Source organism: Arenimonas composti TR7-09 = DSM 18010 (assembly GCF_000426365.1).
Lineage (GTDB): Bacteria > Pseudomonadota > Gammaproteobacteria > Xanthomonadales > Xanthomonadaceae > Arenimonas > Arenimonas composti.
Map to the genome: position 1 here is coordinate 201,825 of NZ_AUFF01000003.1, position 26,435 is coordinate 228,259.

The 26,435-nt window shown below is 70.0% G+C and carries 21 protein-coding genes; 6 read left to right on the plus strand and 15 right to left on the minus strand.

Translation table 11 applies throughout. The features are described from left to right. Positions 1-217: 217 nt before the first annotated feature. Complete coding sequence (locus K311_RS0107785; RefSeq protein ID WP_026816833.1) at positions 218-916, minus strand: 2OG-Fe(II) oxygenase; 699 nt, start codon at positions 914-916, stop codon at positions 218-220. A gap of 115 nt (positions 917-1,031) precedes the next feature. Between K311_RS0107785 and K311_RS17645 the strand changes: the two genes are divergently transcribed. Continuing rightward, entirely contained in the window at positions 1,032-2,828 is a 1,797-nt protein-coding gene (locus K311_RS17645) for a tetratricopeptide repeat-containing sulfotransferase family protein (protein ID WP_051239745.1), read from the plus strand. Positions 2,829-2,852: 24 nt separating this feature from the next. Here the strand turns inward: K311_RS17645 and K311_RS17650 are convergent, their stop codons facing one another. The 7 genes from K311_RS17650 to K311_RS0107825 form a co-directional block, all read right to left on the minus strand. Continuing rightward, positions 2,853-3,842, minus strand: coding sequence for a class I SAM-dependent methyltransferase (locus K311_RS17650; protein ID WP_051239747.1), 990 nt, complete (start codon positions 3,840-3,842; stop codon positions 2,853-2,855). A gap of 104 nt (positions 3,843-3,946) precedes the next feature. Beyond that, on the minus strand, positions 3,947-6,505 hold the full coding sequence (locus K311_RS0107800) for a TonB-dependent receptor plug domain-containing protein (RefSeq protein WP_026816834.1): 2,559 nt from the start codon (positions 6,503-6,505) through the stop codon (positions 3,947-3,949). 228 nt (positions 6,506-6,733) lie between these two features. Beyond that, positions 6,734-7,636 carry a DUF4097 family beta strand repeat-containing protein gene (locus tag K311_RS0107805; RefSeq protein ID WP_026816835.1) on the minus strand — a complete coding sequence of 301 codons (903 nt, stop codon included), beginning with the start codon at positions 7,634-7,636 and terminating at the stop codon, positions 6,734-6,736. A 43-nt stretch (positions 7,637-7,679) separates the two neighbouring features. Beyond that, entirely contained in the window at positions 7,680-8,183 is a 504-nt protein-coding gene (locus K311_RS17655) for a hypothetical protein (protein WP_051239750.1), read from the minus strand. Continuing rightward, positions 8,170-8,763 carry an RNA polymerase sigma factor gene (locus K311_RS0107815; protein ID WP_026816836.1) on the minus strand — a complete coding sequence of 198 codons (594 nt, stop codon included), beginning with the start codon at positions 8,761-8,763 and terminating at the stop codon, positions 8,170-8,172. Before K311_RS0107815 ends, K311_RS17655 begins: the two co-directional genes overlap by 14 nt. 172 nt (positions 8,764-8,935) lie before the next feature. Then, positions 8,936-10,714: a phosphoenolpyruvate carboxykinase (GTP) gene (locus tag K311_RS0107820; RefSeq protein WP_043797159.1), complete on the minus strand. Its 1,779-nt coding sequence runs from the start codon at positions 10,712-10,714 to the stop codon at positions 8,936-8,938. Between the two features lie 114 nt (positions 10,715-10,828). Beyond that, the gene (locus K311_RS0107825; RefSeq protein WP_026816838.1) at positions 10,829-11,413 is read right to left on the minus strand and encodes a TetR/AcrR family transcriptional regulator; all 585 of its coding nucleotides are present in this window, start codon (positions 11,411-11,413) and stop codon (positions 10,829-10,831) included. 114 nt (positions 11,414-11,527) lie between these two features. Between K311_RS0107825 and K311_RS0107830 the strand changes: the two genes are divergently transcribed. The 3 genes from K311_RS0107830 (at position 11,528) to K311_RS0107840 (ending at position 15,509) form a co-directional block, all read left to right on the plus strand. Continuing rightward, positions 11,528-12,439, plus strand: a complete 912-nt coding sequence (locus K311_RS0107830; protein ID WP_026816839.1) for an alpha/beta fold hydrolase — start codon at positions 11,528-11,530, stop codon at positions 12,437-12,439. Then, complete coding sequence (locus tag K311_RS0107835; protein ID WP_026816840.1) at positions 12,436-14,907, plus strand: acyl-CoA dehydrogenase; 2,472 nt, start codon at positions 12,436-12,438, stop codon at positions 14,905-14,907. Before K311_RS0107830 ends, K311_RS0107835 begins: the two co-directional genes overlap by 4 nt. A gap of 164 nt (positions 14,908-15,071) precedes the next feature. Continuing rightward, on the plus strand, positions 15,072-15,509 hold the full coding sequence (locus tag K311_RS0107840) for a hotdog fold domain-containing protein (RefSeq protein WP_425476576.1): 438 nt from the start codon (positions 15,072-15,074) through the stop codon (positions 15,507-15,509). Between the two features lie 134 nt (positions 15,510-15,643). Here the strand turns inward: K311_RS0107840 and K311_RS0107845 are convergent, their stop codons facing one another. The 4 genes from K311_RS0107845 to K311_RS0107860 all read right to left on the minus strand — a co-directional run bounded on the left by K311_RS0107845 (position 15,644) and on the right by K311_RS0107860 (position 19,539). Then, on the minus strand, positions 15,644-15,994 hold the full coding sequence (locus K311_RS0107845) for a DUF1304 domain-containing protein (protein WP_026816842.1): 351 nt from the start codon (positions 15,992-15,994) through the stop codon (positions 15,644-15,646). Between the two features lie 58 nt (positions 15,995-16,052). Further along, a complete protein-coding gene (gene fghA / locus K311_RS0107850; RefSeq protein WP_425476581.1) occupies positions 16,053-16,889 on the minus strand; it encodes an S-formylglutathione hydrolase in 837 nt (278 codons plus the stop codon). Positions 16,890-16,896: 7 nt separating this feature from the next. Beyond that, the gene (locus K311_RS0107855; protein ID WP_026816844.1) at positions 16,897-18,006 is read right to left on the minus strand and encodes an S-(hydroxymethyl)glutathione dehydrogenase/class III alcohol dehydrogenase; all 1,110 of its coding nucleotides are present in this window, start codon (positions 18,004-18,006) and stop codon (positions 16,897-16,899) included. A 189-nt stretch (positions 18,007-18,195) separates the two neighbouring features. Beyond that, positions 18,196-19,539 (minus strand): NTP/NDP exchange transporter, encoded by a 1,344-nt coding sequence (locus tag K311_RS0107860; RefSeq protein ID WP_026816845.1) that lies wholly within the window; start codon positions 19,537-19,539, stop codon positions 18,196-18,198. A gap of 160 nt (positions 19,540-19,699) precedes the next feature. Here K311_RS0107860 and K311_RS0107865 point away from each other — a divergent pair, with 160 nt between their 5' ends. Continuing rightward, a complete protein-coding gene (locus K311_RS0107865; protein ID WP_026816846.1) occupies positions 19,700-21,316 on the plus strand; it encodes a GMC family oxidoreductase in 1,617 nt (538 codons plus the stop codon). Positions 21,317-21,408: 92 nt separating this feature from the next. Here K311_RS0107865 and K311_RS0107870 read toward each other — a convergent pair whose 3' ends face one another. After that, the gene (locus tag K311_RS0107870) at positions 21,409-23,331 is read right to left on the minus strand and encodes a M48 family metallopeptidase (RefSeq protein WP_026816847.1); all 1,923 of its coding nucleotides are present in this window, start codon (positions 23,329-23,331) and stop codon (positions 21,409-21,411) included. Between the two features lie 55 nt (positions 23,332-23,386). Continuing rightward, a complete protein-coding gene (locus K311_RS0107875) occupies positions 23,387-23,974 on the minus strand; it encodes a LemA family protein (protein WP_425476577.1) in 588 nt (195 codons plus the stop codon). 84 nt (positions 23,975-24,058) lie between these two features. Between K311_RS0107875 and K311_RS16040 the strand changes: the two genes are divergently transcribed. Continuing rightward, positions 24,059-25,282: a serine hydrolase domain-containing protein gene (locus tag K311_RS16040; protein WP_051239752.1), complete on the plus strand. Its 1,224-nt coding sequence runs from the start codon at positions 24,059-24,061 to the stop codon at positions 25,280-25,282. Positions 25,283-25,375: 93 nt separating this feature from the next. Here the strand turns inward: K311_RS16040 and K311_RS0107885 are convergent, their stop codons facing one another. Continuing rightward, a complete protein-coding gene (locus K311_RS0107885; protein ID WP_026816849.1) occupies positions 25,376-25,774 on the minus strand; it encodes a hypothetical protein in 399 nt (132 codons plus the stop codon). Between the last annotated feature and the right edge of the window lie 661 nt (positions 25,775-26,435).

Consider the following 26,435-nt stretch of genomic DNA (forward strand, 5'->3'; position numbering starts at 1 on the left):
CCGCCGCGAATCGCAGGGGTCCAGGTGCGCTGCGCCGGTAGCGTTCGCAGGCCGCCGGGTACTTCAGGGCCGCGGTGTGCGGCATGCACCGCGGACCTTCACCGACATGGATGTCGGTGAAGAGACAACATGGACGTACTTGCGGCATGTCCGCGGGGCATGACGCACATCGCGGCCGCCGACGTATCACACCGGCCTGCGGACAGCGTCCGCGCGATTACGCCGCGCGCGCCGGGGGTCTGGCGTGCCACCAGCCGGTGATGGCGAGGCGGGGATTGCGGGCCCAGGGCGCGACGACGCCGACGTAGTGCTTCATCGGCACCTTGAACAGGCTCAGCGAATTGAAGCGCGGCACGAAGGCGCCGTCGGGATTGCCGTCGGCGTCGACGAAATGCAGCAGCCCGCCCCAGTCCGGTTCCCAGTCGCGCGACAGGTTCAGCACGTAGGCGTAGCGGCGCGCCTCGTCTTCGTGGCGGTCGTCGTGCATGCGCAGGAACTGCCCGGGCAGGTAGCGGGTGGCCTGGGCGCCGACCATCGCCAGCGACGGATCGCCGGTGAGTTCGCGCATCGCCTGCAAATAGGGCTCGCTGTTGAAGTAGACCAGCAGCGGGTGCAGCGGCAGGTGCGGATCCCGACCGGCCTTCATCGCCTCGACGATCAGGTAGCGGTCGTAGACGAAATGGAAGTCGGCGACGGCGCGGCGGTAGGCCGCCGGCATCCGCTGCGCGAGGGTCGCGCCGATCCACGGCGGGCTGTCGGGCTGGCCGCGTTCGGCGGTCGACCACGGCACCTGGGTGCGCAGGCATTCGGCGAGGCGCTCGGCGACCGCCGGCTGCAGGAATCCGGGAATCTGCACGCGACCGTCGCGGGCGAGGCGTTCGCGCCAGGGCGCGAGGTCGAGATCTTCGGCGAGCATTCGGCGGACGGTCTGCGGCGGGAGGCACATTCTAGCCGGCCCGGTACACGCGACGCGGCGGGTAGAATCGCGGTCCCATGAATGTCTCGCGCTCCCACGCCGCGCCGCCTGCTCGATGAGCGCATCGCCGCCTTCCGATCCGCTCGCCGCCGGCCTCGCCGCCGCGAGCGCCCTGCAGCAACGGGGCGATGTCGCCGGGGCAAGGCGGGCGCTGCTCGACCTGCTCGCGGCGTTTCCCGGACACCCCTCGGTGCATCGCGCGCTCGGCCTGCTCGCGGCCAATACCGGTGCGCGCGACGAGGCGCTGCGTGAATTGCGCGCGGCCGTCGCCGCGGCGCCCGGCGTGGCGAGCCTGCAGGTCGAACTCGGCAGTGTGCTGGCGCACGGCGGTGATTTCGCCGCCGCACTGCCGCATTTCGAGGCGGCCACGCGGCTGCAGCCCGGGCTCGCCCTCGCCTGGCACCTGCGCGGCATCACCCTCGTCCGCCTGCAGGACGACGCCGCCGCGCTGCCGGTGCTGCGCCGCGCGCACGCGCTCGCGCCGGACCAGACACCGACCCTGCTGGCGCTCGCCCAGGCGGAGTTCCGCAGCGGCTTCCCGGCCGATGCGCTGCCGCTGTGGCAGGAAGTGCGGCGTCGCCGCCCGGATGCCGAGGCGGTGCTGAGACTCGGTGAGACCCTGAGCCGGATGGGCCGCCAGGACGAGGCGGCCGCGCTCTATCGCGACGCCCTGCAGCGACAGGGTGACGATGCCGACCTGTGGATGGCACTCGCGCAGGGCGAGGAGGACGAAGGCCACCGCGATGCCGCCGAGGCGGCCTACCAGCGCGCGCTGGCGCTGCGCCCGGGCTGGGCGTTTCCGCTCGCCGGCCTGCTCGGGCTGCGCCGCGGCAAGGCGGCGCCGGAGCATGTCGCGGCCGCCACCGCCCGCCTCGGCGACGACATCCCCGACCCCGAACGCGCCCTGCTCGGCTACGAGCTCGGCAAGGTGCACGACGGCCGCGGCGAGTACCGCGAGGCGATGGCGCGCTGGGACGACGCCAATGCGGCGCGCCGGCGGATGATCGGCGACTACGACGACGGCGACATCCGCGCCCGCGGCGAGGCGATCGTCGCCGACTGGCCGGCGCAGGTGTTCGCCGCAGGGCCGCGCCCCGGGCACGACCCCGACCCGCGGCCGCTGTTCGTGGTCGGCATGCCGCGCAGTGGCACGACGCTGACCGAGTCGATCCTCGGCGCCCATCCGCAGGTTTTCGGCTGCGGCGAACTCGCCGAACTCGGCCTGGTCGCCGCGCTGGCGCCGCTGCGCCCGGGGCGCGCCCGGCGCTGGCCGCCCGGTCCCGACGACCTGCATCCGGACGCCCTCGCCTGGGCGGCGCCGCGCTGGCTCGAGGCCGCGACCCGGCGCGCGCCCGCCGACGCGCTGCGGCTGGTCGACAAGTCACCGCTGAACTTCCAGCTGCTCGGCCTGGCCGCGCTGCTGTTCCCGAATGCGCGGGTGGTCTGGTGCCGGCGCGATCCGCGCGACGTCGCGGTGTCGATCTACGGGGAGAACTTCTCCCTCGACGAGCGTTTCGCGACCCGGCTGGAAGGCATCGCCGGCTTCATCAATCTCGAGCAGCGGCTGATGCGGCACTGGCAGCAGGTCCTGCCGCTGCCCATCCTCGAGCTGCGCTACGAAGCCCTGGTCACCGACGTCGAGGCGCAGGTGCGCCGGCTGATTCATTTCGCCGGCCTGCCCTGGGATCCTGCCTGCCTGGACTTCCATCGCAGCGAACGCGGCGTCCAGACGCCGAGCCGCTGGCAGGTGCGGCAGCCGGTGCACGCGCGGTCGGTGGGGCGCTGGCGCAATTACGAATTCGCGCTGGGTCCCCTGCTCGCCGCACTCGACGACGCGCCGGAAGGCGGGTGAAGGTCGCACCCGCTCCCTGCACGCTCACGCGCTCTCGAGGCTCCAGCCCAGCACCCCTTCTTCCTGACCGAGCTCGGCGACGGTGACACCGCCGCCACGGGCGGTGACGATGGCATCGCGGAGGTCGGCGACATCGCCGGGATGCAGGGCACAGGCGACCAGCTCCCGGCTGCGCAGGGCGGCATTGCCGAGGCCGGCGCGCCAGTCGGCGAGGGCGGCGAGGGTCGGTGCCGGATCGGCGCCGGTGGCGGCGACGAGGCGATGCACCGCATCGCGGACATCGACCAGCAGGTCGGGGGCGTGTTCGCCGGCGATCGCCGTCGACAGCGCCTGCTGCGCCGCGTTGTAGGCCGCGCGGGCCCGGCGGGCAGCAGGATCTGCGCCGGGATTGCCGCCGGCACGCGCGAGCGCGAACCACGGCACGACCGCGGCGGCAGCGGCGAGCAGGCCGTCGTCGGCGAGCAGCCGCGCCTGGTGCCGCAGTTCGCTGCGCGCGACCTCGACCAGCACCGATCCGGCGTGGTGCATCACCAGCGCGACCCCGCCACGCGGCGCCAGCACGCGCAACAGCTCCGCGAGCGCCGGCGCGCGATCCGCATATTCGAAGCCGTACTGGCTGGTGACCAGGTCGAAGCTGCCGTCGGCGAACGGCAGCGCCTCCATCGCGACGCCCTGGTGGAAACGCAGGCGCGGCTGCGCATCCGCGCGGTACCAGGCCGGTGCGAGTGCGGCGGCGTCGACGGCGTCGATGCGCAGGGCGGCATCGTCGGGGCGCTGCTGCAGCAGCAGCTGCGGCAGCGGGCCATTGCCGGTGGCGAGGTCGAGCACACGCGCGCCGTTGGCCAGGGCCGCGAAGCTGCGGCTCCAGAACGCCGCGATCGCTCCCCCGTAGTTGCCGGACCAGCTGCCGACACAGGAATGCAGGGCGCCGGCCTGCCAGTAGGCGGACCAGGCGGCGCGGCGGGCGGCGGCGTCGCTCTGGGCGGTGCTCGCGGACGGTCGTGATTCGGTCATCCGCCGATTATGAAGGCGGGAAACGGGAAACGAGGAACGATCGTTTCCGGCAAAAAAAGAGGGGCCCTTGCGGGCCCCTCGAAGTTCCGTGCAACCGGCAATTCTTAGAACTGCTGGGTGTAGCGGACGTAGGTCGTACGGCCGTAGGCGTCGTACAGGTAGAAGTTGAACGGACGGCCGTCGAACGCGTTCAGCTCCGGATAGCGGTTGCCGGCGTTGATGGCGCCGACCGCGATCGTGGCGTTCCACGGGGCCTTCCAGGACAGCTGGACGTCGTTGGTGGCGTAGCCGCCGTTCGGGCCGTTGTCGCCGATGTAGTTGACGTTCCAGCCGAAGGTGAAGTCACCGATCGTCCAGTTGTTCAGCAGCACGGCGCGCAGGTCCGGGTAGCCGTTCACCGAGCTGCAGCCGACGTAGCAGGAGATGTTGCCCAGGCCGTCGTCGATTTCGAACTCGACGGTCTTGGAAACCTGCAGGCTGTTCGACAGCTCGCCCCAGTTGCCCAGGTCGAAGTTGGTGTTGGCACGGAAGTCCCAACCCTTGTTCGTCAGGATGCCCTGGTTGGCGTAGCCGGCGATGATCTCGGTGATGCGGCCGTTGGCGGCGCGCGTGATGCTCAGGCCCGGCGGGATCGGACCGTAGGTGGCCGGATCCAGGTCGGAGTTGATGATGTCCTGCGCACCGATCGACGAGATCGTGTCTTCGACTTCGATGTTGTAGTAGTCGAGCGAGAGGTCCAGCCACTCGACCGGGTCATAGACCACGCCGACGGACCACTGGGTCGACTGCTCGGACGACAGGTCCGGGTTCGCCAGGAAGAACGTGTCGACCTGCAGCGAGCAGTTGGTCGGCTGACCCAGCGCGGCGCACGACTGCGGGTCGTTGACCGGCTCGGCCGAGAACGACGCGGCCTGCGTCAGGATGTCCAGGCCCGGGGCGCGGAAGCCCTGACCCCACGAACCGCGGAAGGTCAGGTTCTCGAGCGGCTGGAAGCGCAGGGCGATCTTCGGCGAGAAGTCGCTGCCGTAGTCGCTGTAGCTGTCCCAGCGGCCGGCCAGGGTGATGTCGAAGGTGCTGGCGAACGGCAGCAGCAGCTCGAAGTACGCCGCCTTGGCGTCACGCGAACCGGCCGACGGGCCACCCGACGAACCGAGGACGACGCCCGCCGAGGACAGCGAGTCGTAGATGTCCTTGAAGGTGTCTTCGCGGTACTCGGCACCGACGACGGCGTTGACCGTGCCGCCGCCCATCTCGAACAGGTCGAAGTTGACCAGGCCGTAGATTTCGTCGGTCTGCCAACGCGACTCGCGGTTGATGGTCACCGAGAAGCCGTCGAGGACTTCCTGCGGGGCGCCGAACGGATCGGTGAACATGTAGTCACCGGCGTTGGCGGCCTGCGAGGCCAGCGAGCCGACGATGTAGCCGCGACCCAGCTCGATGTACTTGTAGTCGGTGCGACGGGCGCCGAAGTCCACCGCGATGGTGTCGGTCAGCTGACCCTGGAAGCCGACGGAGAAGTCGGAGTTCTGGGTGTCGGTGAAGTTGTCGCGGTTACCGGCCGCGGCGAAGCGGTGGTAGAAGTAGGTCGGCAGACCGTCGGTGGCGAGGCCGTTGGCCGCGCAACCGCCGACGCCGCACATCACGCCGCCGTTGATGTCGTTCGGGGTGCCGTCGTCGACGCGCACCACGCCCGGGACCGGCGCGTAACGACCGAAGGTCTCGACCTTCGTGGTGTTGGCGGTGAAGTACACCGACCAGTCGTCGTTGATCTGGTGGTCACCACGGACGAACACCGACTTGGTGCCGACCTTCGCCTCGTTGGCCGCGACCGAGTTGAAGTCGAACGAGCACAGGCCGTTGCCGAGGGTCCAGAAGCCGTTGGCGTTGCAGTTGAAGCCCGGAACCGGCGAGGCGTTGCCCGTGGCCCAGTTGTAGTAGTTGTTGCCGTAGGTCGACACGCCGAGGGCGCCGCCACCGATCTGGTCGCGGGTGAACACCATGCCGCGCTTCGAGGCCGAGGCACCACCGATCAGGCGGGTGCGGTCGGAAGCCGAGCCCAGCACGACGGACATGTCTTCCAGGTCGCCGCCGGTGACGTCGGTCGAACCCACGCCGAAACGCAGCTCGGCGCCGTTGAAGTCCTTGCGCAGGATGATGTTGACCACGCCGCCGATCGCGTCGGAACCGTACACGGCGGACGCGCCGTCGGACAGGATCTCGATGCGCTCGACCGCCGCCAGCGGAATGGCGTTCAGGTCGGTACCGCTCGAGGCGGACATCGGGTTGGTCGGGGCGCGACGGCCGTCGACCAGCACCAGCGTACGGCCCGAACCGATACCGCGCAGGTCGATGGTCGCCAGCGACTGGGCCGACGAACCGGACTGCGGACGGAAGTTGCCGAACGACGCGAACGTCGTGTCACGCAGGACGTCGGCGACGGACACGTCACCCGAGGCGTCGATCTGCGTGCGGTCGATGACGATCACCGGAACCGCACCTTCGATATCGGCGCGCTTCAGGCGAGAGCCCGTGACCTCGATCGTGTCGATGGTGGTGGCTTCATCGGAATCCTGCGCGAAGGCCGGGACCGTCGCGAAGGTGGAAGCGGCACCGGCGAGGAGCGCGAAGCGGATCGCGCCGGACAGCTGGTTACGATTGGACATTTACTCTCTCTCCAACGTCAGAGTGATGGTGACTCTAGAGTTCGGGACATAAGCCTTTGGGCGGAATCCCGACTGCTAAGCCGCCCTGGCCGCCGGAGCATAACGCAATCTTTACGGACCGCAAACGGGTTAAGGCCCCGTAAAGAAAATTTTGCGGGACCGTGAAAAGACCGGCCCCCGCGACCGTTTTCGGGCGCGGGGGCCGCAATTGACAGCCTTTTCAGCGACTTAACGGATATCGACCCGGACATTCCCTGAGAAGGACTCGAGCCGGATGTCGCCGTCGCCGTCCCCGAGAGACGCATTCAGATGGCTTCCGGGGCCAAATTCTTCCTTCACGACCTGCCCGACCGGGCTGGTCAGGCGGCCGCTGAAGGTCTCCATCGCCAGGCGCGCCGAGGTCGTGGCCGGCAGGCTCAGCGTGATGTTGCCGCTCACCGCGTCCGCGCGGACGAGACCGCCGGGGGCGAGGCTCAGCCGCAGTTCGGCATCGCCGGACACCGAACCGAAGCTGAGGCGATCGAGCGTGCCCGCGTCGACCTCGACATCGCCGCTGACGACATCGATGGCGACGCGGCCGCGCACGTTCCCGGAGACGGTGACGTCGCCGCTCACCGTGTCGATCTTCAGGTCGCGGGTGTCCCCGCGCGCGTCGACGTCGCCGCTGACGCTGTCGATGCGCAGTTCGCGCGGGGCGATGTCGCGCAGCGTGATGTCGCCGCTGACGGCGTCGACCTCGAGCAGGGCGCCGCGCATGCCGCTGACGTCGACATCGGCGCTCACCGCGTCGATCGACACGGAGGCTCCGGCCGGGACCCGCAGTTCGAGCATGCTCGGCTCGCCGCCGTCGCGGCGGCCGAAGAACCAGCCGGACTGCGGGTATTCGACTTCGATCGACAGCGACGAGGCGCTGCCGCCGATGGCCAGCTTCTCGACGCCGTCGCCGAGGGTGCCGCCGATGTGGACTTCCGGGCGGTCCCAGGCGCGCACGACGATGCGGCCCTTGAGGTTTTCGATCGACACCCGGCCGTCGGCGGCCAGCGGACGGGTCTCGTCGATCGGGGTGGCGGCGAAGGCGGGGGCGGCGGCGGCGGCGAGCAGGGCCGCGGCCAGGATCATGCGGGGGATCATCGGAGGGCTCCTGGATACATATATGTATGAGTGTGGTGCCGGCTCAGCCGGTGACCGCACGCTGGGTCAGCTGCAGCCGGCGGGAATAGGTGCTGCGCAGGCGGTCGAGCAGCCAGGGCGCATCGGGGTCGCGAGCGATCGCTTCCTGGATCTGGTCGGCGCTGGCGTCGAGGGTCGCCAGCACCGGCTGCAGGTCTTCCGGCACCGGCGCACCGGCGTACTCGCGCAGGGCGGCGTCGTATTCGCGCGCCATCGCGTGGGCTTCGCGCTGCAGCACGCCGTTGCCCGCGGCCCCACCCTCCCCGGCCGGGCCTTCGGCGACGGCCACGGCGGCGGGGTCCGGGAGCACGGGGGATTCCGGCGTGCGCAGCTGCGCACCGATCGCGATCGCCAGGGCGGCGACCGCCGCGGCGGCCAGCATCGGCCGCCAGTGGCTGCGGCGGGGCGGCTGCTGCAGCCGGGCGGCGATGTCCGGCCACAGGTCGCGTCCGGGCTCGATCTCGCGCGGCAGCTGGCGCAGGCGGAAACGCAGGTCAGGGTCGTTCATGGGCTTCTCCGAGTCGGCTGCGCAGCAGGCCGCGGGCGCGATGCAGCTGCGCCTTCGAACTGCCCACGGCCATGCCGAGGCTGGTGGCGATCTCCTCGTGCTTCCAGCCTTCGATGTCGTGCAGGACCAGCACCGCGCGCGCGCGCGGCGGCAGGGTCGCGACCGCGCGCTCCAGGTCCATGCCGAGCGCGGTGCGCTGCGCACCGTCGGCGGTGGCATGGGTTTCCAGGGCGCTGTCGTCGGTTTCGAGATCCTCGCCGCCGCGGCGCGAGCGCAGTTCCATCAGTGCGGTGTTGACGGCGAGGCGATGCAGCCAGGTCGAGAACGCGCTCTCGAAGCGAAAGCCCGGCAGCGCCTGCCAGGCGCGCACGAAGGCGTCCTGCAGCAGGTCCTCGGCGCGGGCGTCGTGGCCGCCGCACAGCCGCCGCAGTACCGAATAGATCCGGCGGTGATGGCGGCGGTACAGCGCCTCGAAGGCACGCACGTCGCCAGCGCCGGCCGCTCGCACCAGCGCGTGGTCCTCCTCGCGGGGCGAGGTGGCGGTGTCGTCGGGTTGGTAGTCCACGGCGGCGTTGAGCATAGCCAGTCGGATGCGGCGCCGGGTGGGAGGGTTTAGCGGATGCTGAAAAAGCCGCGGGCCGGTTTGGGCCGGCCCGCGGGTGGAGCATCGCGGCTGAATCCGCGGTGGAGCATCACGGCTGAAGCCGCGGTGGAGCATCGCGGCTGAAGCCGCTCCTACAGGGAGGAGCGGGTCAGGCGAGCTGGGCGGCGATCTTGGCGCGCTCGGCCTTCAGGGCGTGCGGGGTGCGGTCGCCGAAGCTGTCGAGGTATTCGCCGATGCTTTCCATTTCGGCCTTCCAGCCTTCGCGGTCGAGCTGCAGCAGGGCCTCGAGGGTGGCGGCATCGAGCTCGAGGCCGTCGATGTTCAGGTCGGACGGCTTCGGCAGGTTGCCGACCGGCGTCTCCACCGCCCCGGCCTGGCCGGTGACGCGCTTGAGCATCCACTCGAGCACGCGCAGGTTGTCGCCGAAGCCCGGCCACATGAACTTGCCGGCGGCGTTCTTGCGGAACCAGTTCACGTGGAAGATCTTCGGCAGCTTCGCGCCCGGCTGGTCGAAGCTCAGCCAGTGGGCGAAGTAGTCGCCGAAGTTGTAGCCGGCGAAGGGCTTCATCGCCATCGAGTCGCGGCGCACGACACCGACCGCGCCGGTGGCGGCGGCGGTGGTTTCCGAGGCCATCGAGGCGCCGACCAGCACGCCGTGGGTCCAGTCGCGGGCTTCGAACACCAGCGGCACCAGCGATTCGCGGCGGCCGCCGAAGACGATCGCGCTCAGCGGCACGCCCTGCGGGTCTTCCGCCATCGGCGTCCAGCTCGGGCAGTTCTTCGCGCTGACGGTGAAGCGCGAGTTCGGATGCGCGGCCGGGCCGTTCGCCGGGTCGAAGTCGCGGCCCTGCCAGTCCTTGACCGGCTTGCCTTCCGGCAGCCCTTCCCACCACGGCTGGTTGTCGGCGGTGACGCCGACATTGGTGAAGATCGCGTCCTTGTAGAGCATCGCCAGCGCGTTCGGATTGGTCTTGGCGCTGGTGCCCGGGGCGACGCCGAAGAAGCCGGCCTCCGGATTGATCGCGTACATGCGGCCGTCGGCGCCCGGGCGCATCCAGCAGATGTCGTCGCCGACCGTCCAGACCTTCCAGCCGTCACGGCGATAGCCTTCCGGCGGGATCAGCATCGCCAGGTTGGTCTTGCCGCAGGCCGACGGGAAAGCCGCGGCGACGTAGTGCACCTCGCCCTGCGGGTTCTCGATGCCGACGATCAGCATGTGCTCGGCGAGCCAGCCCTCGCTGCGGGCCTGGAAGCTGGCGATGCGCAGCGCGTGGCACTTCTTGCCGAGCAGGGCATTGCCGCCGTAACCCGAGCCGTAGCTCTTGATCGTGAGGTCCTGCGGGAAATGCATGATGAAGCGGCGCTCCGGATCGAGCTCGCCGATCGAATGCAGGCCGCGCACGTAAACGTCCTTCTGGCCGGCGGCGGCCCGCTCGGCGCCTTCGCGTTCGATGCGCGCCAGGGCCGCGGCGCCCATTCGGGTCATGATGCGCATGTTGGCGACGACGTAGGGCGAGTCGGTGATCTCGACGCCGCAACGGGCGAGCGGCGAGTCGATCGGACCCATGCAATAGGGCACGACGTACATCGTGCGGCCCTTCATGCAGCCGGCGAACAGGCCGTCGATCTTCGCGTGCGCGTCTTCCGGCGCCATCCAGTGGTTGTTCGGGCCGGCATCCTCGCGCTCCGGGGTGCAGACGAAGGTCAGGTGCTCGACGCGGGCGACGTCGCTCGGGCTCGAACGGTGCAGGAAGCAGTTCGGGTGCGTCTCCGGGTTCAGCCGCAGCAGGTCGCCGCCGGCGAGCATCAGTTCGGTCAGGCGGTCGTTCTCGGCATCGCTGCCGTCGCACCAGTGGATGGCGTCGGGCTGGGTGAGGCGGGCGACGTCGTCGACCCACTGTTTCAGGCTGTCGAGTTTCGTGGACATCAGCTGGCGGGCTCCGGGAGGGCCTGTTCTAGGCGGAAAGCGAGAAAGCGCCGGTAGTTACGGCGCCGTGAAGGCGACCATTCTAACGGCTGCGGCGCCGGCCTGCCCCGAAGCTCAGGCGGGGATCAGGGTCGCCATCACGTGGTCGACGTAGGTTTCGAACTCTTCCTGGTGCAGCCGCGGCTGCCCGAGCTGCAGCGAAAGCTGCAGGAAACCGACATAGGCGGCGTAAGTCAGGCGGGCGCGGTTCTGCGCGTCGATGCGCGGCAGACCGGACTGGCGGAAACTGGCGGCGAGGTAGTCCATGCGCTGCTGCGACACCCGGTGCAGCACCGGCTGCACGACCGGGTGGTCGAGCGCCTTCAGCAGCTCGGAATAGATGATGTGCGGCTTGAGTTCGTGCGCGACCAGCTGGAACAGCGCGCGCAGGCGCGACCGCGGATCGGAGATCGCCTCGAGCTTGCCGAACACGGTTTCCTGCTCGATCGCTTCCCAGCGCTCCAGCGCCGCGACCAGCAGCGCCTCGCGTGAAGGGAAATGCCAGTAGAAGCTGCCCTTGGTGACACCGAGGCGACGCGCCAGCGGCTCGACCGCGACGGCGGCGAGCCCCTGTTCGGCGATCACGTCGAGGGCGGCGAGCGCCCAGTCTTCGGCGCTCAGGCGGGCGGGACGTTCAGGCTTGTTCGCGGTGGCAGGCATCGTCCGGGGTCCAGGCGGTTTCGTTGCACGGGGCCGGTCGCCACCGTACGGTGCATGATGCACCATACGGAATCGTATTGACACACCGGCGCACGGCCCCCAATACTCGGCCGTATGGTTTCCTGTCCCTCCCCGCCCGGCGCGGCGCCTGCCGCGATGATCGACGTCGTCGCCGACGACGGTCTGGTGCTCGCCGCGACCCGGGTCGCCGGGGGTGGGCCGGGGCTGCTGCTCGCGCACGGCTTCGGTCAGACCCGCCAGGCCTGGTCGGGCAGCCAGCGCCGGCTCGCCGCCGCCGGCTTCGCCAGTCTGGCCTGGGACGCGCGTGGCCACGGCGGTTCCGGACGCAATCCCGAGACGCGAGTCTATGCCGGCGAACAGTTCGTCGCCGACGTGCTCGCCGCCGCGGCCGCCGCCGCCCGGCCCGGCGGCCAGCGGCCGATCCTCGTCGGCGCCTCGATGGGTGGCCTGACCGGAATGATCGCGCAGGCGCGCGCGCGGCCGTTCTCGGCGCTGGTGCTGGTCGACATCACCCCGCGCTGGGAGCCGGCCGGGGTCGCCCGCATCCTCGATTTCATGGGCGCCCACCCCGACGGTTTCGGATCCTGGGAAGACGCCGCCGAACGGATCGCGGCCTATCTGCCGCACCGGCGCGCCCGCAAGACGCCGGGCCAGCTCGCCCACCTGCTGGTGCCACGGGCCGACGGCCGCCTGGTCTGGCACTGGGATCCGCGCCTGCTGTCCGAATTCATCCCCGACACCGAAGGCCTGCAGGACGTGCTCGACGACGCCTGCCACGCCCTCGACGTGCCGGTGCTGCTGGTCAGCGGCGGTCGCAGCGACCTGGTCACCGCCGACACCATCGCCCACTTCCTCGAACTCGTTCCGCACGCCCGTCACGTGCAACTGCCCGACGCCACCCATATGGTGGCCGGCGACGACAACGACGCCTTCACCGGCGCCCTCCTCGATTTCCTGTCCGACCTGTCCGCGGTCCCCACGGCCGCTTCCGGAGATCCACGATGAGCCTGCTCGCTCCCTTCCTCGTCCTGCTGCTCGCCGTGCTCGTCACGGCCTACCACCGGCTGTCGCTGGCGGTGTTCACCGCGATCGCCGCGACCGGCCTGGTCGCCGCCGGCCTCGCCGGCGCCAACCTCACCGCGACGATCGTCGCCGGCGTGCTGCTGGCGGTGATCGCGCTGCCGCTGCTGATCACGCCGCTGCGCCAGGCGCTGATCACGAAGCAGGCGCTGCGCTTCTACACGAAGATCCTGCCGCCGCTGTCGGCGACCGAGAAGACCGCGCTGGAAGCCGGCACCGTCGGTTTCGAGGGCGAGCTGTTCTCCGGCATGCCGAAGTGGGAAACGCTGCTGGCGCAGCCGAAGCCGCAGCTGACCACGGAGGAGCAGGCCTTCCTCGACGGCCCGGTCGAGCAGGCCTGCCGCATGACCAACGAATGGGAGATCACCCATGTCCGTGCCGACCTGCCGCCGGAACTGTGGGATTTCCTGAAGAAGAACCGGTTCTTCGGGATGATCATCCCGAAGCAGTACGGCGGCCTCGGCTTCAGCGCGCTGGCGCACCACAAGGTGATCCAGAAGCTGGCATCGGTATCGGCGACGCTGAGCTCGACGGTCGGCGTGCCGAACTCGCTCGGCCCGGCGGAACTGCTGCTGCACTACGGCACCGACGAGCAGAAGAACCACTACCTGCCGCGCCTGGCCGATGGCCGCGAGGTGCCCTGCTTCGCGCTCACCGGTCCGACCGCCGGCTCGGACGCGACCTCGATCCCCGACTTCGGCATCGTCTGCGAAGGCGAGTGGAACGGCGCCCGCGTGCTCGGCGTCAAGCTGACCTTCGACAAGCGCTACATCACGCTGGCGCCGGTGGCGACGGTGATCGGCCTGGCCTTCCGCCTGCACGACCCGGACAAGCTGCTGGGCGACGAATCCGACCGCGGCATCACCCTCGCGCTGATCCCGCGCGACACGCCGGGGCTGGAAGTCGGCCGCCGCCACTTCCCGCTGAACTGCGCGTTCCAGAACGGTCCGGTGCGCGGCAACGAGATCTTCGTGCCGCTGAGCCAGCTGATCGGCGGCGAGGACTACATCGGCCAGGGCTGGCGCATGCTGGTCGAGTGCCTGTCGGTGGGCCGCGCGATCACCCTGCCCTCGACCGCCAGCGGCGCCTCGAAGATCGGCGCCGTCGTCACCGGTGCCTATGCGCGCATCCGCAAGCAGTTCGGGCTGTCGATCGGCCGCTTCGAGGGCGTCGAGGAAGCGCTGGCGCGCATCGCCGGCAATGCCTACGCCACGAGCGCGCTGTCGCAGGCCACCGCGGCCGCGGTCGACCGCGGCGAGAAGCCGGCGGTGCCGTCGGCGATCGCCAAGTACCACGCCACCGAAATGGCCCGCCAGCTCGCCGCCGACACCATGGACGTGCACGGCGGCAAGGGCGTGATCCTCGGCCCGAAGAACTACCTCGGCCGCGGCTGGCAGGCGGCGCCGATCTCGATCACGGTCGAGGGCGCCAACATCATGACCCGCTCGCTGATGATCTTCGGCCAGGGCGCGATCCGCTGCCATCCGTGGGTGCTGAAGGAGATGCAGGCGGCGCAGAACCCGGACCGCGAGGCGGCGCTGCGCGAGTTCGACACCAACCTGTTCGGCCACATCGGTTTCGCGATCTCCAACGCGGTGCGCTCGTGGGTGCTCGGCCTGGTCGGCGCCCGCATCGGCAAGGCGCCGGGGGATGCCTACACCCGCCGTTACTACCGCAAGCTCAACCGCTATTCGGCCAACCTCGCACTGGTCGCCGACACCTCGATGCTGATGCTCGGCGGCAAGCTGAAGTTCAAGGAGCGGCTGTCGGCCCGGCTGGGCGACGTGCTCAGCCACCTGTACATCGCCAGCGCGATGCTCAAGCGCTACGAGGACGAAGGCCGCCCGGTCACCGACCAGCCGCTGCTGGCCTACGCCTTCCACGACGCCGCGCACAAGATCGAGCTGGCGCTGTCGGGGGCGCTGCGCAACTTCCCGATCCGTCCGGTCGGCTGGCTGCTGTGGATGCTGGTGTTCCCGTGGGGCCGGCGCGCGCAGGCGCCGAGCGACCGCCTCGGCCACCGCGCGGCGGCGCTGCTGATGTCGCCGTCGGAGGCGCGTGACCGCCTCGGCGCCGGCACCTTCCTGACCCCCTGCGAGAACAATCCGGCCGGCCGCATCAACAGCTACCTGCCGAAGGTGATCCTCGCCGAGCCGGTGGAGCGCAAGTTCCTCAAGGCGCTGAAGAACAGCGACATCGAGGCGCTGGACTTCGCCTCGCAGCTGGCCGAAGGCCTGCGCGAGGGCTGGATCACCGCCGAGGAGAAGGCGCAGCTCGAAGAGTTGCGCGCGATGACCTGGGATGCGATCAGCGTCGACGATTTCGATCCGGCGGATCTGGAGTCGGCGGCGATGTACCGCCAGCAGAAGCGGGCGGCGAGGCATGCGGCCTGAGCAGGAAACTGGGAAAAAAGAAACAAGAAGTAAGAAATAGGAAATAGAGGGCGTCGGTGGCCGGTCACCGGCGCCCTTTCCACCTCCGGCTTCGGCTCCGACTCATCACTGCTACTTCGGGAACACTCTCCGCGATGGCTCCCCTGCTGCGAACCTGGAACAAGATGAGCCGGTGGCCATTGGGACACTGGCTGTTCTCGCGCGCCGTCTGCTTCAGGGCGCCCTACTTCGGCACGATCGCGCCGCGCTTCACCCTGCTGGAGGCGCGACGCTGCGAGGCGGTGATCCGCGACCGCCGCGGCGTGCACAACCACATCGGCACCGTGCACGCGATCGCGCTGTGCAACCTCGCCGAGCTGGTGGCGGGGGTCATGACCGAGGCCTCGTTGCCGAAAGGCATGCGCTGGATCCCGAAGGGCATGACGGTGCAGTACCTGAAGAAGGCGGTGGGCAGCCAGCGTGGCGTGGCCACGCCGGCCGCGGAGATCGTCGCCGCCGACGCGGGCTACGAGCTGCCGGTGAATGTGGACGTCTTCGACGCCGGCGGCGAGCGCGTGTTCAACGCGGTCGTCGCGATGTGGCTGTCCCCGAAACGTTCGTGACCCCTGTAGGAGCGGCTTCAGCCGCGATGCCTTTGAACGCGTCGCGATGATTCAGAACGCATCGCGGCTGAAGCCGCTCCTACAGATCTCCCGGATCGCGGCTGAAGCCGCTCCTACAGATCCCAGGATCGGGATCAGAGGTAGTGGACGGCGGCCGCCGCCGCGACCGCCGGCAGCGCCTGCACGAACAGGATCGAGCGCTTCACCGTCCACGCGCCGAACAGGCCGGCGACGGTCACGCAGGCCAGGAAGAACAGGCAGATCGCCGCATCCTGCAACCACAGCCCCCAGACCAGGCCGGCGGCGAGGAAGCCGTTGTACAGGCCCTGGTTCGCGGCCAGCTTCGCGGTCTCGCGCGCAGCCGCCTCGCTCAGTCCGAAGACGCGGCGGCCGTAGGGCGTGGTCCACAGGAACATCTCCAGCACCAGGAAGAACAGGTGCAGGGCGGCCACCAGGGCCACCAGCACGTTCGCGAGCGTCGACAGCATCAGCATGGGCCTCTCCTGTGCCGCCCCGGCGGCGCGAACGTGGCGATGGTGGCGCTCAGCCGGCGAGCACGCCGGCGTGGTGGCGCAGGTGATCTTCGATGAAGCTCGACACGAACCAGTAGCCGTGGTCGTAGCCTTCGTGCCGGCGCAGCTGCAGCGCCTGCCCGGCTTCGGCGCAGGCCTGCTCGAAATGCTCCGGGATCAGGGTCTCGCCGAGGAAGGGATCGGCCAGTCCCTGGTCGATCAGGATCGTGCCGGCGAACGGCCGCCGCTTCACCAGCTCGCAGGCGTCGTGTTCGGCCCAGGCCGCGCGGTCCTCGCCGAGATAGGTGCGGAAGGCGCGGTCGCCCCAGCGCACGCGCGAGGGCGAGACGATCGGCGCGAAGGCCGAGACGCTGCGGTAACGCTCCGGGTGGCGCAGCGCCAGCGTCAGCGCCCCGTGCCCGCCCATCGAATGCCCGAGTACGCCGGCACGCGCCGGATCGGCCGGGAAGTGTTCGGCGATCACGCCCGGCAGTTCCTCGACCGCGAAGGTTTCCATGCGGAAGCGCGAAGACCACGGCGCCACCGTCGCGTCGAGCCAGAAACCGGCGCCTTCGCCGATGTCGGAATCACCGGTCGCGCCGGGAATGCCGGTGTCGCGCGGACTGGTGTCCGGCACCACGATCAGCAGGCCGAGTTCGGCGGCGACGCGCTGCATGCCGGCCTTGATGGTCGCGTTGTCCTCGGTGCAGGTCAGGCCCGACAGGTAGTACAGCACCGGCACGCGCCCGTCCTTCCCCTGCGGCGGCTGGTAGACGGTGAAGCGCATCGGCCCGGCGCAGGCGGTGGACTGCATGCGGTAGTAGCCCTGCACACCGCCGAAGCAGCGCGATTCGGAAACGATCTCGATAGTCATGTCAGTACACCACGACGCTGCGGATCGACTCGCCGCGATGCATCAGTTCGAAGGCGTCGTTGATCTTCTCCAGCGGCATCGTGTGGGTGATCAGCGAATCGATGTCGATCTTCCCTTCCATGTACCAGTCGACGATCTTCGGCACGTCGGTGCGGCCGCGGGCGCCACCGAAGGCGCTGCCGCGCCAGTTGCGGCCGGTGACCAGCTGGAACGGGCGCGTGCTGATCTCGGCGCCGGCCGGAGCCACGCCGATGATCACGCTGGTGCCCCAGCCCTTGTGGCAGCACTCGAGCGCCTGGCGCATCACCTGCACGTTGCCGATGCACTCGAAGGAATAGTCGGCGCCGCCCTTCGTCAGCGAGACCAGGTAGGGCACGAGATCGCCGCCGACTTCCGCCGGGTTCACGAAGTGGGTCATGCCGAACTTGCGCGCCATCGCCTCGCGCGCCGGGTTCAGGTCGACGCCGACGATCATGTCGGCGCCCGCGAGGCGTGCACCCTGGATCACGTTCAGGCCGATGCCGCCGAGGCCGAACACCACGACCTTCGAACCCGGCTCGACCTTCGCCGTCCAGATCACCGCGCCGATGCCGGTGGTGACGCCGCAGCCGATGTAGCAGACCTTGTCGAAGGGCGCGTCCTCGCGGATCTTCGCGACCGCGATCTCGGGCAGCACCGTGAAGTTCGAGAAGGTCGAGGTGCCCATGTAATGCAGCACCGGCTTGCCGTCGAGCGAGAAGCGGCTGCTGCCGTCGGGCATCAGGCCCTGGCCCTGGGTGCTGCGGATGGCCTGGCAGAGATTGGTCTTCGGATTCAGGCAGTACTCGCACTGCCGGCATTCCGGGGTGTAGAGCGGGATGACGTGGTCGCCCTTCTTCACCGAAGTCACGCCGGGGCCGACGTCCACGACGATGCCGGCGCCCTCGTGGCCGAGGATCGCCGGGAACATGCCTTCCGGGTCGGCGCCCGACAGCGTGAACTCGTCGGTATGGCAGACGCCGGTGGCCTTGATCTCGACCAGCACCTCGCCGGCGCGCGGCCCCTCGAGGTCGACGGTTTCGATCGTCAGCGGCTTGCCCGCCTGGTGGGCGACGGCGGCGCGGGTCTTCATGGGAGGTCTCCGGGAATGCGATTGCCCCGGATTATCGGCCGCCCGCCCGCCTCTGTGTAGGAGCGGCTTCAGCCGCGATCCCGCGAACCCCGTAGGAGCGGCTTCAGCCGCGATCCCGCGAACCGTAGGAGCGGCTTCGGCCGCGATGCTCCAGGAGCATCGCGCCTGAAGGCGCTCCTACGGGAGCATTCACGGGCGGTCCTGCAGCTTCGCCTGCTCGCGCACCACCCGCCACGACGCCACGAAGAACGCCGCCGCCACCGCCATGCCGCTGGCGAACACGACGACGCTGCCGAACGCGGCCAGCGCCTTGTGCACCCAGACGAAGGTGAGGTCACCGCCGCGGTAGACGACGGTGTCGATCGCCGCCTTCGCCTTGTAGCGGGCCGCGCGGTCGACGCGCGTGTAGATGGTCTCGCGCGCCGGCTTGTTCAGCGCGAACTCGGAGGCGCGGGTCACGATCTGCACCACCGCCACCAGCACCGGCAGCGGCGCCGCGGCGAGGATCGCGTAGCCGACGAAGATCGCCAGCGCCGGAAACAGCAGCAGCGGCGCCACGCCCCAGCGGGTCAGCACGACGCGGGTCACGAAGACCTGCAGCAGGAGCACCAGCCAGTTGATCCACTTGTCGATCGTCGAGAAGAAGGCGGTGGCCTGCTCGGCGGCGGCCGGGTCGCCGGCGGTCATCGCGCGCACGATCGCGTTCTGCTCGTTGTACAGCAGGGTGCCGACACCGACGCCGAAGAACATCAGCATCGCCAGCGCGCGCAGCAGCGGATCGCTGGCGATGCGGCGCAGGCCCTCGAGGATGCCGCCGCCGATCGCCGCCTCGTCGCGCACCGACGGGTCGGCGCCCTCGCGCGCGCGCGCCGACGGCGCCAGCGCGACGATGCACACCAGGCACGCGAGCAGGCAGCCGACCGACACCAGCAGCATGTTGGCGACGCCGACCCGGGTGACGAACAGCGTCGTCAGCTGCGGCCCGAGCAGGCCGCCGAGGGTGCCGCCGGCGGCGATGAAGCCGTACAGGCGCCGCGCCTCGGAATCGCGCCAGACGTCGGCCATATAGCTCCAGAACACCGACACCGCGAACAGGTTGAACACCGCCAGCCAGATGAAGAACAGGCCGCCGCGGCCCGGCAGGCGCACTTCGAAGGCCCACCAGAACCAGGCCAGGCAGGCGACGAACGCGAGGTACACCACCGGCAGGAACACGCGCCGCGGGAAACGGCTGACCAGTGCGCCGTAGACCGGCTGCAGCAGCAGCATCGAGAAGAAGGTGCCGGTGAACAGCACCTGCAGCTGGTAATCGCCGAGGGCGATGCCGCGGGCGGCGAACCAGTCGACCATCGCCACCGGGAAGACCGCGCTCGGATCATTGGCGGCGCCCATCGCGTCGCGCACCGGCCGCAGGACGTAATAGCCGGTCAGCAGGAAGAAGAAATAGAGGAACGACCACGCCAGCGCCGGCCGCTCGCGCAGGGTCGCGCGCAGGTGGGCGTAGTGGCTGGCGCTGGAATCGGCGTCGGTCATCGGGCTTCCGTCGGGTGGCGGCACGATAACGGCCCCGGCGCGGATCGGCCAGACGGTGCCTGCAATGCGTCGTCGCGGACAGTGACGCCGTTCACGCGCCGAGTGTTTGCTCTAGATCGGGCGCCCACCATCGGGCGCAACCGCAGTGAAGAGCAGCCTCTTGTACGACTACATCATCGTGGGTGCGGGTTCGGCAGGCTGTGTACTCGCCAACCGACTGAGCGAAGACCCGGACTGTCGCGTTCTCCTGCTGGAAGCCGGCCCGAGCGACTGGCATCCCTTCATCCACATGCCCGCCGGCCTGTCCAAGCTGGTGAACCGCAAGGGCGTGAACTGGGATTACGACACCGCGCCGCAGCCGCAGCTCGACGGGCGCCGCCTGTGGTGGCCGCGCGGCAAGGTGCTCGGCGGCTCCAGCTCGATCAATGCGATGTGCTACATCCGCGGCCACGCCGGCGACTACGACGAGTGGGCACGGATGGGCGCCGAGGGCTGGAACTGGGATGGTGTGCTGCCCTACTTCCGCCGCAGCGAGGGCAATGTCCGCGGCGGCGACGCGCTGCACGGCGGCGACGGTCCGCTGACGGTCTCCGACCCGACGCACCGCAACCCGCTCTCCGAAGCCTTCCTGCAGGCCGCGCGCGAAGCCGGCCACGCGCCGAGCGACGACTTCAACGGCCCGCGCCAGGACGGCTTCGGCTGGTACCAGACGACCACCCGCGCCGGCAGCCGCTGCTCTTCGGCGAAGGCCTACCTGAAGCCGGCGCGCGCACGCCCGAACCTGAAGGTCGTCACCGGCGCCGCCGCCGCGCGTGTCACCTTCCGCGACGGCCGCGCCGACGGCGTCGTCTACAACGCCGGTGGCCGCGCCTTCCACGCGCAGGCCGCGCGCGAGGTGCTGCTGTCCGGCGGCGCGATCAATTCGCCGCAGTTGCTGATGCTGTCGGGCATCGGCCCCGCCGACGAACTGCGCCGGCACGGCATCGACGTGGTCGCCGACCTGCCCGGCGTCGGCGCCAACCTGCAGGACCATCTCGACATCTGCACGCTGCAGCGCTGCACCCGCGGCCTGAGCTACGACCAGCTCAGCGACGTTTCGGTGGCGCTGCAGTACTACCTGCTCGGCAAGGGGCCGGGTACCAGCAACATCGCCGAAGCCGGCGGTTTCCTGCGCAGCCGGCTCGCCGAGGACGAACGCCCCGACATGCAGTTCCACTTCGTGCCTGCGCAGCTCGACGACCACGGCCGCAACCGCCTGCCCGGCAATGGCTACACCCTGCACGCCTGCGGCCTGCGCCCGCGCAGCCGCGGCCGCCTGAGCCTGGTCAGCGCGAACCCGGGCGACAAGCCGCACATCGACGCCGGCTACCTGACCGACCCCGAGGGTTTCGATCTGAAGACGATGGTCGAGGCGGTGCACCTGAGCCGCGAGATCCTCGCGCAGCCGGCCTTCGCGCCGTTCCGCGGCGACGAGATCTACCCCGGCGCCGGCGTGCGCGACGAGGCCGGCATCGTCGCCTTCATCCGCCGCAAGGCCGAGTCCGTCTACCACCCGGTCGGCACCTGCCGCATGGGTCCGGCCGACGCCGCCGACAGCGTCGTCGACCCGCAGTTGCGGGTGCGCGGCGTCGCCGGACTGCGCGTGATCGACGCCTCGGTCATGCCGCGGCTGGTCGGCGGCAACACCAACGCGCCGACGATGATGATCGCGGAGCGTGCGGCCGACCTGATCCGCGGCACCCACGCCCCCCTTCCGCAGGAACGCCCCCCCCTGTAGGAGCGGCTTCAGCCGCGATCTCTTCTGTAGGAGCGGCTTCAGCCGCGATTGGTTCAAAGGCATCGCGGCTGAAGCCGCTCCTACAGGCGCACCTAGACGCGGTCCTTCGCCACCAGGCCCTCGTCGAGCATCGGCGGCAGCGGCACCTGCAGCGAGGCGCAGACGACGCGCAGCAGCTCGGCCTCGGCGACGGTCAGGCGGCCGTCGTGGCCGATCGCGACGACCACCGCCTCGAGCAGCAGCTGCTTGCCGACCGGCTCCACCTTCTCGAGCACCGGCAGCGCCTCGTCGAGGGCGCGCAACGGATCCTTCGGCGGCTGGAAGACCGCGTGCACCTGCGGGAATACCCGGTCGACCCCGGCGAGGAAGGCGCGCATCGCCGACCCCGGATCGTCGTGGCCGGCGTCGGCGAGCACCGCCAGCAGGGTCAGCGCCGGCGCCATCGCCTCCTTCAGGCGGCGATTGCCGGCGGTCCAGCGTTCCGGCTCGAGCGCGTCGCGCACCTGTACCCGCAGCAGGCGGCCGAGGCAGTACTCGAACAGGCTGATCTCGCCGTCGGCGTGCGTCAGCGCGAAGCAGCCGTCCATGAACCGCTCGAGTTCGGCGCGCGGACGCCGCTGCAGCACCGGCATCGCCATCGCCGCCAGCGGCAGGTGCAGGATCTTCGGCAGATCGACCAGGCGGTCGGCGTAGTCGGTGGCCTGGCGCGAGAGGCGGTCGTCGTGGCGCGCGGCGAGTTCGTACTGCTGGCGCTCGCGCACCTTGCCCGGCGGCGCCATCAGCAGGCCGAACAGCAGCGCCGGCGCCTCGTCGCGTTCGTGCGCGGCGTTGCGCAGCACTTCCGGGACCGCGTCGACCAGGGCGCCGGCACGCACGAAGTCGTCGACCTGTGGCGCTCCCGCCTGGGCGACCACGGTCGCCGGGCTCAGCCGCAGCTCGGCCTGGTCGCGCGGCAACGGTTCGCGCTCGCGGCGGTCGAGGCCGAGGGCGACGTCCTCGTCGAGACCCGACGGCGGATGCAGCTGCCAGCGCGCGCTCAGCTCCGGCAGCGAGTCCGGGCGGAACTGTGGATCCAGCGCCCGGATGCGCTCGACCAGCGGCGGATGCGTGGCGAACAGGCGGGAGAAGCCGATGCCGTCGCCGAACAGCATGTGCGACACCTCCTCGGTGTTCGCCGCCGCGAGCTTCGAGCCTTCGGGCAGGCCGGCGATCTTCTTCAGCGCGCCGGCCAGGCCGGCGGTCTGGCGGGTGAACTGCACGGCCGACGCGTCGGCGAGCATCTCGCGCTGGCGGCTGACACCAGCCTTGATCAGACGCCCGAAGAACAGCCCGGCGGCACCGACGATCGTCAGCCCGAGCGCCGCGATCAGCACGGGGCCGCCGTTGCGCGAACGGCCGCCGCCGTGGATCAGGATGCGGCGGCCGATCACCCCGAGCACGAGAATGCCGAACAGCACGCCCATCAGCCGGATGTTCAGGCGCATGTCGCCGTTGAGCACGTGGCTGAACTCGTGCGCGATCACCCCCTGCAGCTCGTCGCGGTTGAGCCGGTCGAGGGCGCCGCGGGTCACCGCGATCGCCGCATCGGCGGGCGTCCAGCCGGCGGCGAAGGCATTGATCGCCGACTCCTGTTCGAGCACGAACACCTGCGGCACCGGCACCCCGGAGGCGATCGCGATCTCCTCGACCACGTTGCGCAACCGGCGGTAGTGGAAGTCGCGGGTGTCCTCGGCGACCGGCGTGGCCCCGAGCTGCTGCGCGACCGCGGCGCCGCCGGCGCGCAGGCTGGCCATCCGGTACAGCGATCCGACCGCGATGATGCCGACGGTCACCACCGTCGCGGCGACCAGGCCGAGCACCAGCTCGGCCGGCTGCACGTCCTCGCCGAGGGCGCCGAAGGCCAGCAGCAGCACGAGGTCGATCGCGGCGACGATCGCCAGCACCGCGAGCGCGAACAGCAGCACGAGGCGCTTCGACGACCGCCGTGCGTGGTCCTGCCGCTGGAAGAAGTTCATGCGCCGGAGCTGTCGCGGTGACGCCGGTCCGGTCGCCGACCGGACCCGGCCGCGTTCAGAACGCCACCTTCGGCGGTTCGCGCCGGCCCGGCTCGCTGATCTCGAGCAGCGAGGCCGGCTGGAAGCCGAAGGAACCGGCGACCAGGTTGCCGGGGAACATCTCGCGGCGGTTGTTGTAGGCCATCACGCTGTCGTTGTAGGCCTGGCGCGCGAAGGCGATCTTGTTCTCGGTGGAGCTCAGCTCCTCGCTGAGCTGCATCATGTTCTGGTTGCCCTTGAGGTCCGGATAGGCCTCGGCGACCACCATCAGCCGCGACAGCGCGCCGGCGAGGCCGCCCTCGGCGGCACCCAGCTTCGCCATCGCCTCGGCACTGCCGGGCTGCGCCTTCGCGGCGGCGAGGCCGCTGACCGCGGCGGCACGCGCCTGGATCACCGCCTCGAGCGTCTCGCGTTCGTGCTTGAGGTAGGTCTTCGCGACCTCGACCAGGTTCGGGATCAGGTCGTAGCGGCGCGTCAGCTGCACGTCGATCTGGGCGAAGGCGTTGCGGAAGGCGTTCCGCGCGGCGACCAGGCCGTTGTAGATGCCGACGCCCCAGAACACGATCACCGCCGCGATCACGGCCAACACGATCAGCGTCATCATCATCCGCAGTCCTCCCCCGGGAATTCACGGATGCGCCGGACTCGCGGCGCTAGAATCATCTTGTCTCGCCAGCATACGTCGGTCATGTCCGCCAAGAAAGCCGGCCCGTCCCGGGCCGTTCCGCAGTTCCTCCGCACCCTCGCCTGCTGCCTGCTGCTGACGCCGGCGCTGTTGTCCGCGGCGGCGAAGCCGACCGACGACTACCGCGACGAGGCGCGCGAGATGGAGCGGCTCGCCGAACAGGTCGTGCAGAGCGGTCGCCTGCCCGGCCTGGCGATGGCGATCGTCGAGCGCGGCGAGGTGCTGTCGCTGCGCGGCTACGGGGTCGTCGACAGCAAGGGCAGCGACCCCGTCGGTCCCGACACCGTGTTCCGCCTGGCCTCGCTGTCGAAGGCCTTCGCCGGCACGCTGGCGGCGATGCTGGTGCAGGAAGGCGCGATGTCCTGGGAACAGCCGATCACCAACCAGTTGCCCGGCTTCCGCCTGCAGGACATGGACGGCGCCCAGCGCGTCACCCTGCGCGACATCCTCAGCCACCGGATCGGCATCGGCTACAACTTCGGCGACCGCCTGCTCGAGGCCGACGAGCCCTACCCGCTGCTCGCGGAAAAACTCGGCGACGCACCGATGTACTGCGCGCCCGGCGACTGCTACGCCTACCAGAACATCGCCTTCAGCCTGGTCGGCGACCTGGTGTTCGCAGCGACCGGCGACTTCTACGCGCACCAGGTCGAGAAGCGCATCTTCCATCCGCTCGGCATGTTCAACGCGACCTATGGCCGCGAGGGCCTGGAGGCGAGCGCGAGCTGGGCCCGCCCGCACGTGCGCAGCGGCGGCCGCTGGATCTCGGTGCGGCCGAAGGAAACCTATTACCGGGTGCCGCCGGCCGCCGGCGTCAACGCCAGCATCCGCGACATGGCGACCTGGCTGATCGCGCAGATGGGCCACCGCCCCGAAGTGCTGCCTGAATCGATCCTGGAAACGGTGCAGTCACCGCAGGTGGAAACGCCGGGCGAGCTCACCTCGTCGCCGTGGCGGCGCGAACGCCTGCAGGCCGCGCATTACGGGCTCGGCTGGCGCATCTTCGACTACGCCGGCCACACCCTCGTGTACCACGCCGGTGCGGTGCAGGGTTATCGCGGAATGATCGCCTTCCTGCCCGAACGCCAGGTCGGCATCGTGATCCTGTGGAACAGCGAGAGTGCGGTGCCGTCCGGGCTGATGCCGACGGCGATGGACAAGGCGCTGGGCCTGCCGGCACGCGACTGGGTCACCACGCCGGCACCGCAGCCGCGTCGCCGACGCTGAAACGACGAAAGCGCCCGAGGGCGCTTTCCGGAAAGTCTCCCTCCCCGCCTGGGCAACACGGGGAGAGAGTCCATTACTTCTTGAGCGGCCGGATTACAGCGTCGGCACGGCCGGGGCGGCCGGGATCGGCGCCGCCTTCTTGGCGGCCGGCTTGCGCGCAGCCTTCTTGGCGGCCTTCTTGGCCGGCTTCTTCGCAGCCGCCTTCTTCGCGGTCTTCTTCGCCGGCTTCTTCGCAGCGGCCTTCTTGGTCGCCTTGCGCGCGGTCTTCTTCGCGGCCTTCTTGGTCGCCTTCTTGGCTGCCGGACGCTTCGCGGCCTTCTTGGTCGCCTTCTTCGCGGCCTTCTTGGCCGGACGCTTCGCGACCTTCCTGGTCGCCTTCTTCGCCGTCTTCTTGGCGGCCTTCTTGGCGGCCGGGCGCTTGGCGGCGGCCTTCTTCACGGTTTTCTTCGCGGCTTTCTTGGCCGGCTTCTTCGCAGCTTTCTTCGTAGCCATGGTCAACTCCTCGTCAGTTGGCTTTTGGACTGCCCAGTCACAAAGGCACCGCCACGGGGCGATTCCCGTGGCGCACCGCCGCCGCGATCGACGCGACGGACGGATGGGGTCGGCGCTTGCAAACGCCGGAAATGGAAACGCCCGGACCGTGACCGGCCCGGGCGTCGTCGAAGCGGGTGGGGGACTGCGGCATCGATTTCGTGGAGGGATGTTCGCCCTGATCCACCGTTGGGAATTTCCGGGTGGAGTTCGGTGAGCTGACCCGCGCTGTCGAATCGATCCTGATCACTCTCTTCCGCAGTTGACTTCTGCTGGGCGAAAGCTAATCACGCAATTTTGCGATGTCAACAACTTCGACGGCGGAAACGCGCCGGCATCGATGCGTCTTCGTCGCCGAACGTCGCACGTCGCCGTCGCGATGCCATCGGCACGAACGACACGGCGAAGTTGCCGTCGCGAAAAAACATCGGGAAAACGGCTGCGCCCTTCGCGCGTCGCCGGCGACGCGAGGTGTTCGCCGGGGCGTGCGCGATGCCGGCGCGGGGTGGTCGGAGGCGGCGAAAATTTTTCCGCGCGGGTGTCGCCGAACGGCGCATTTGCGCACTGCAAAAAACGCCGACTGCGCGAAACCGCGCGATCGCCGCCGCCGAAAAACAAACCG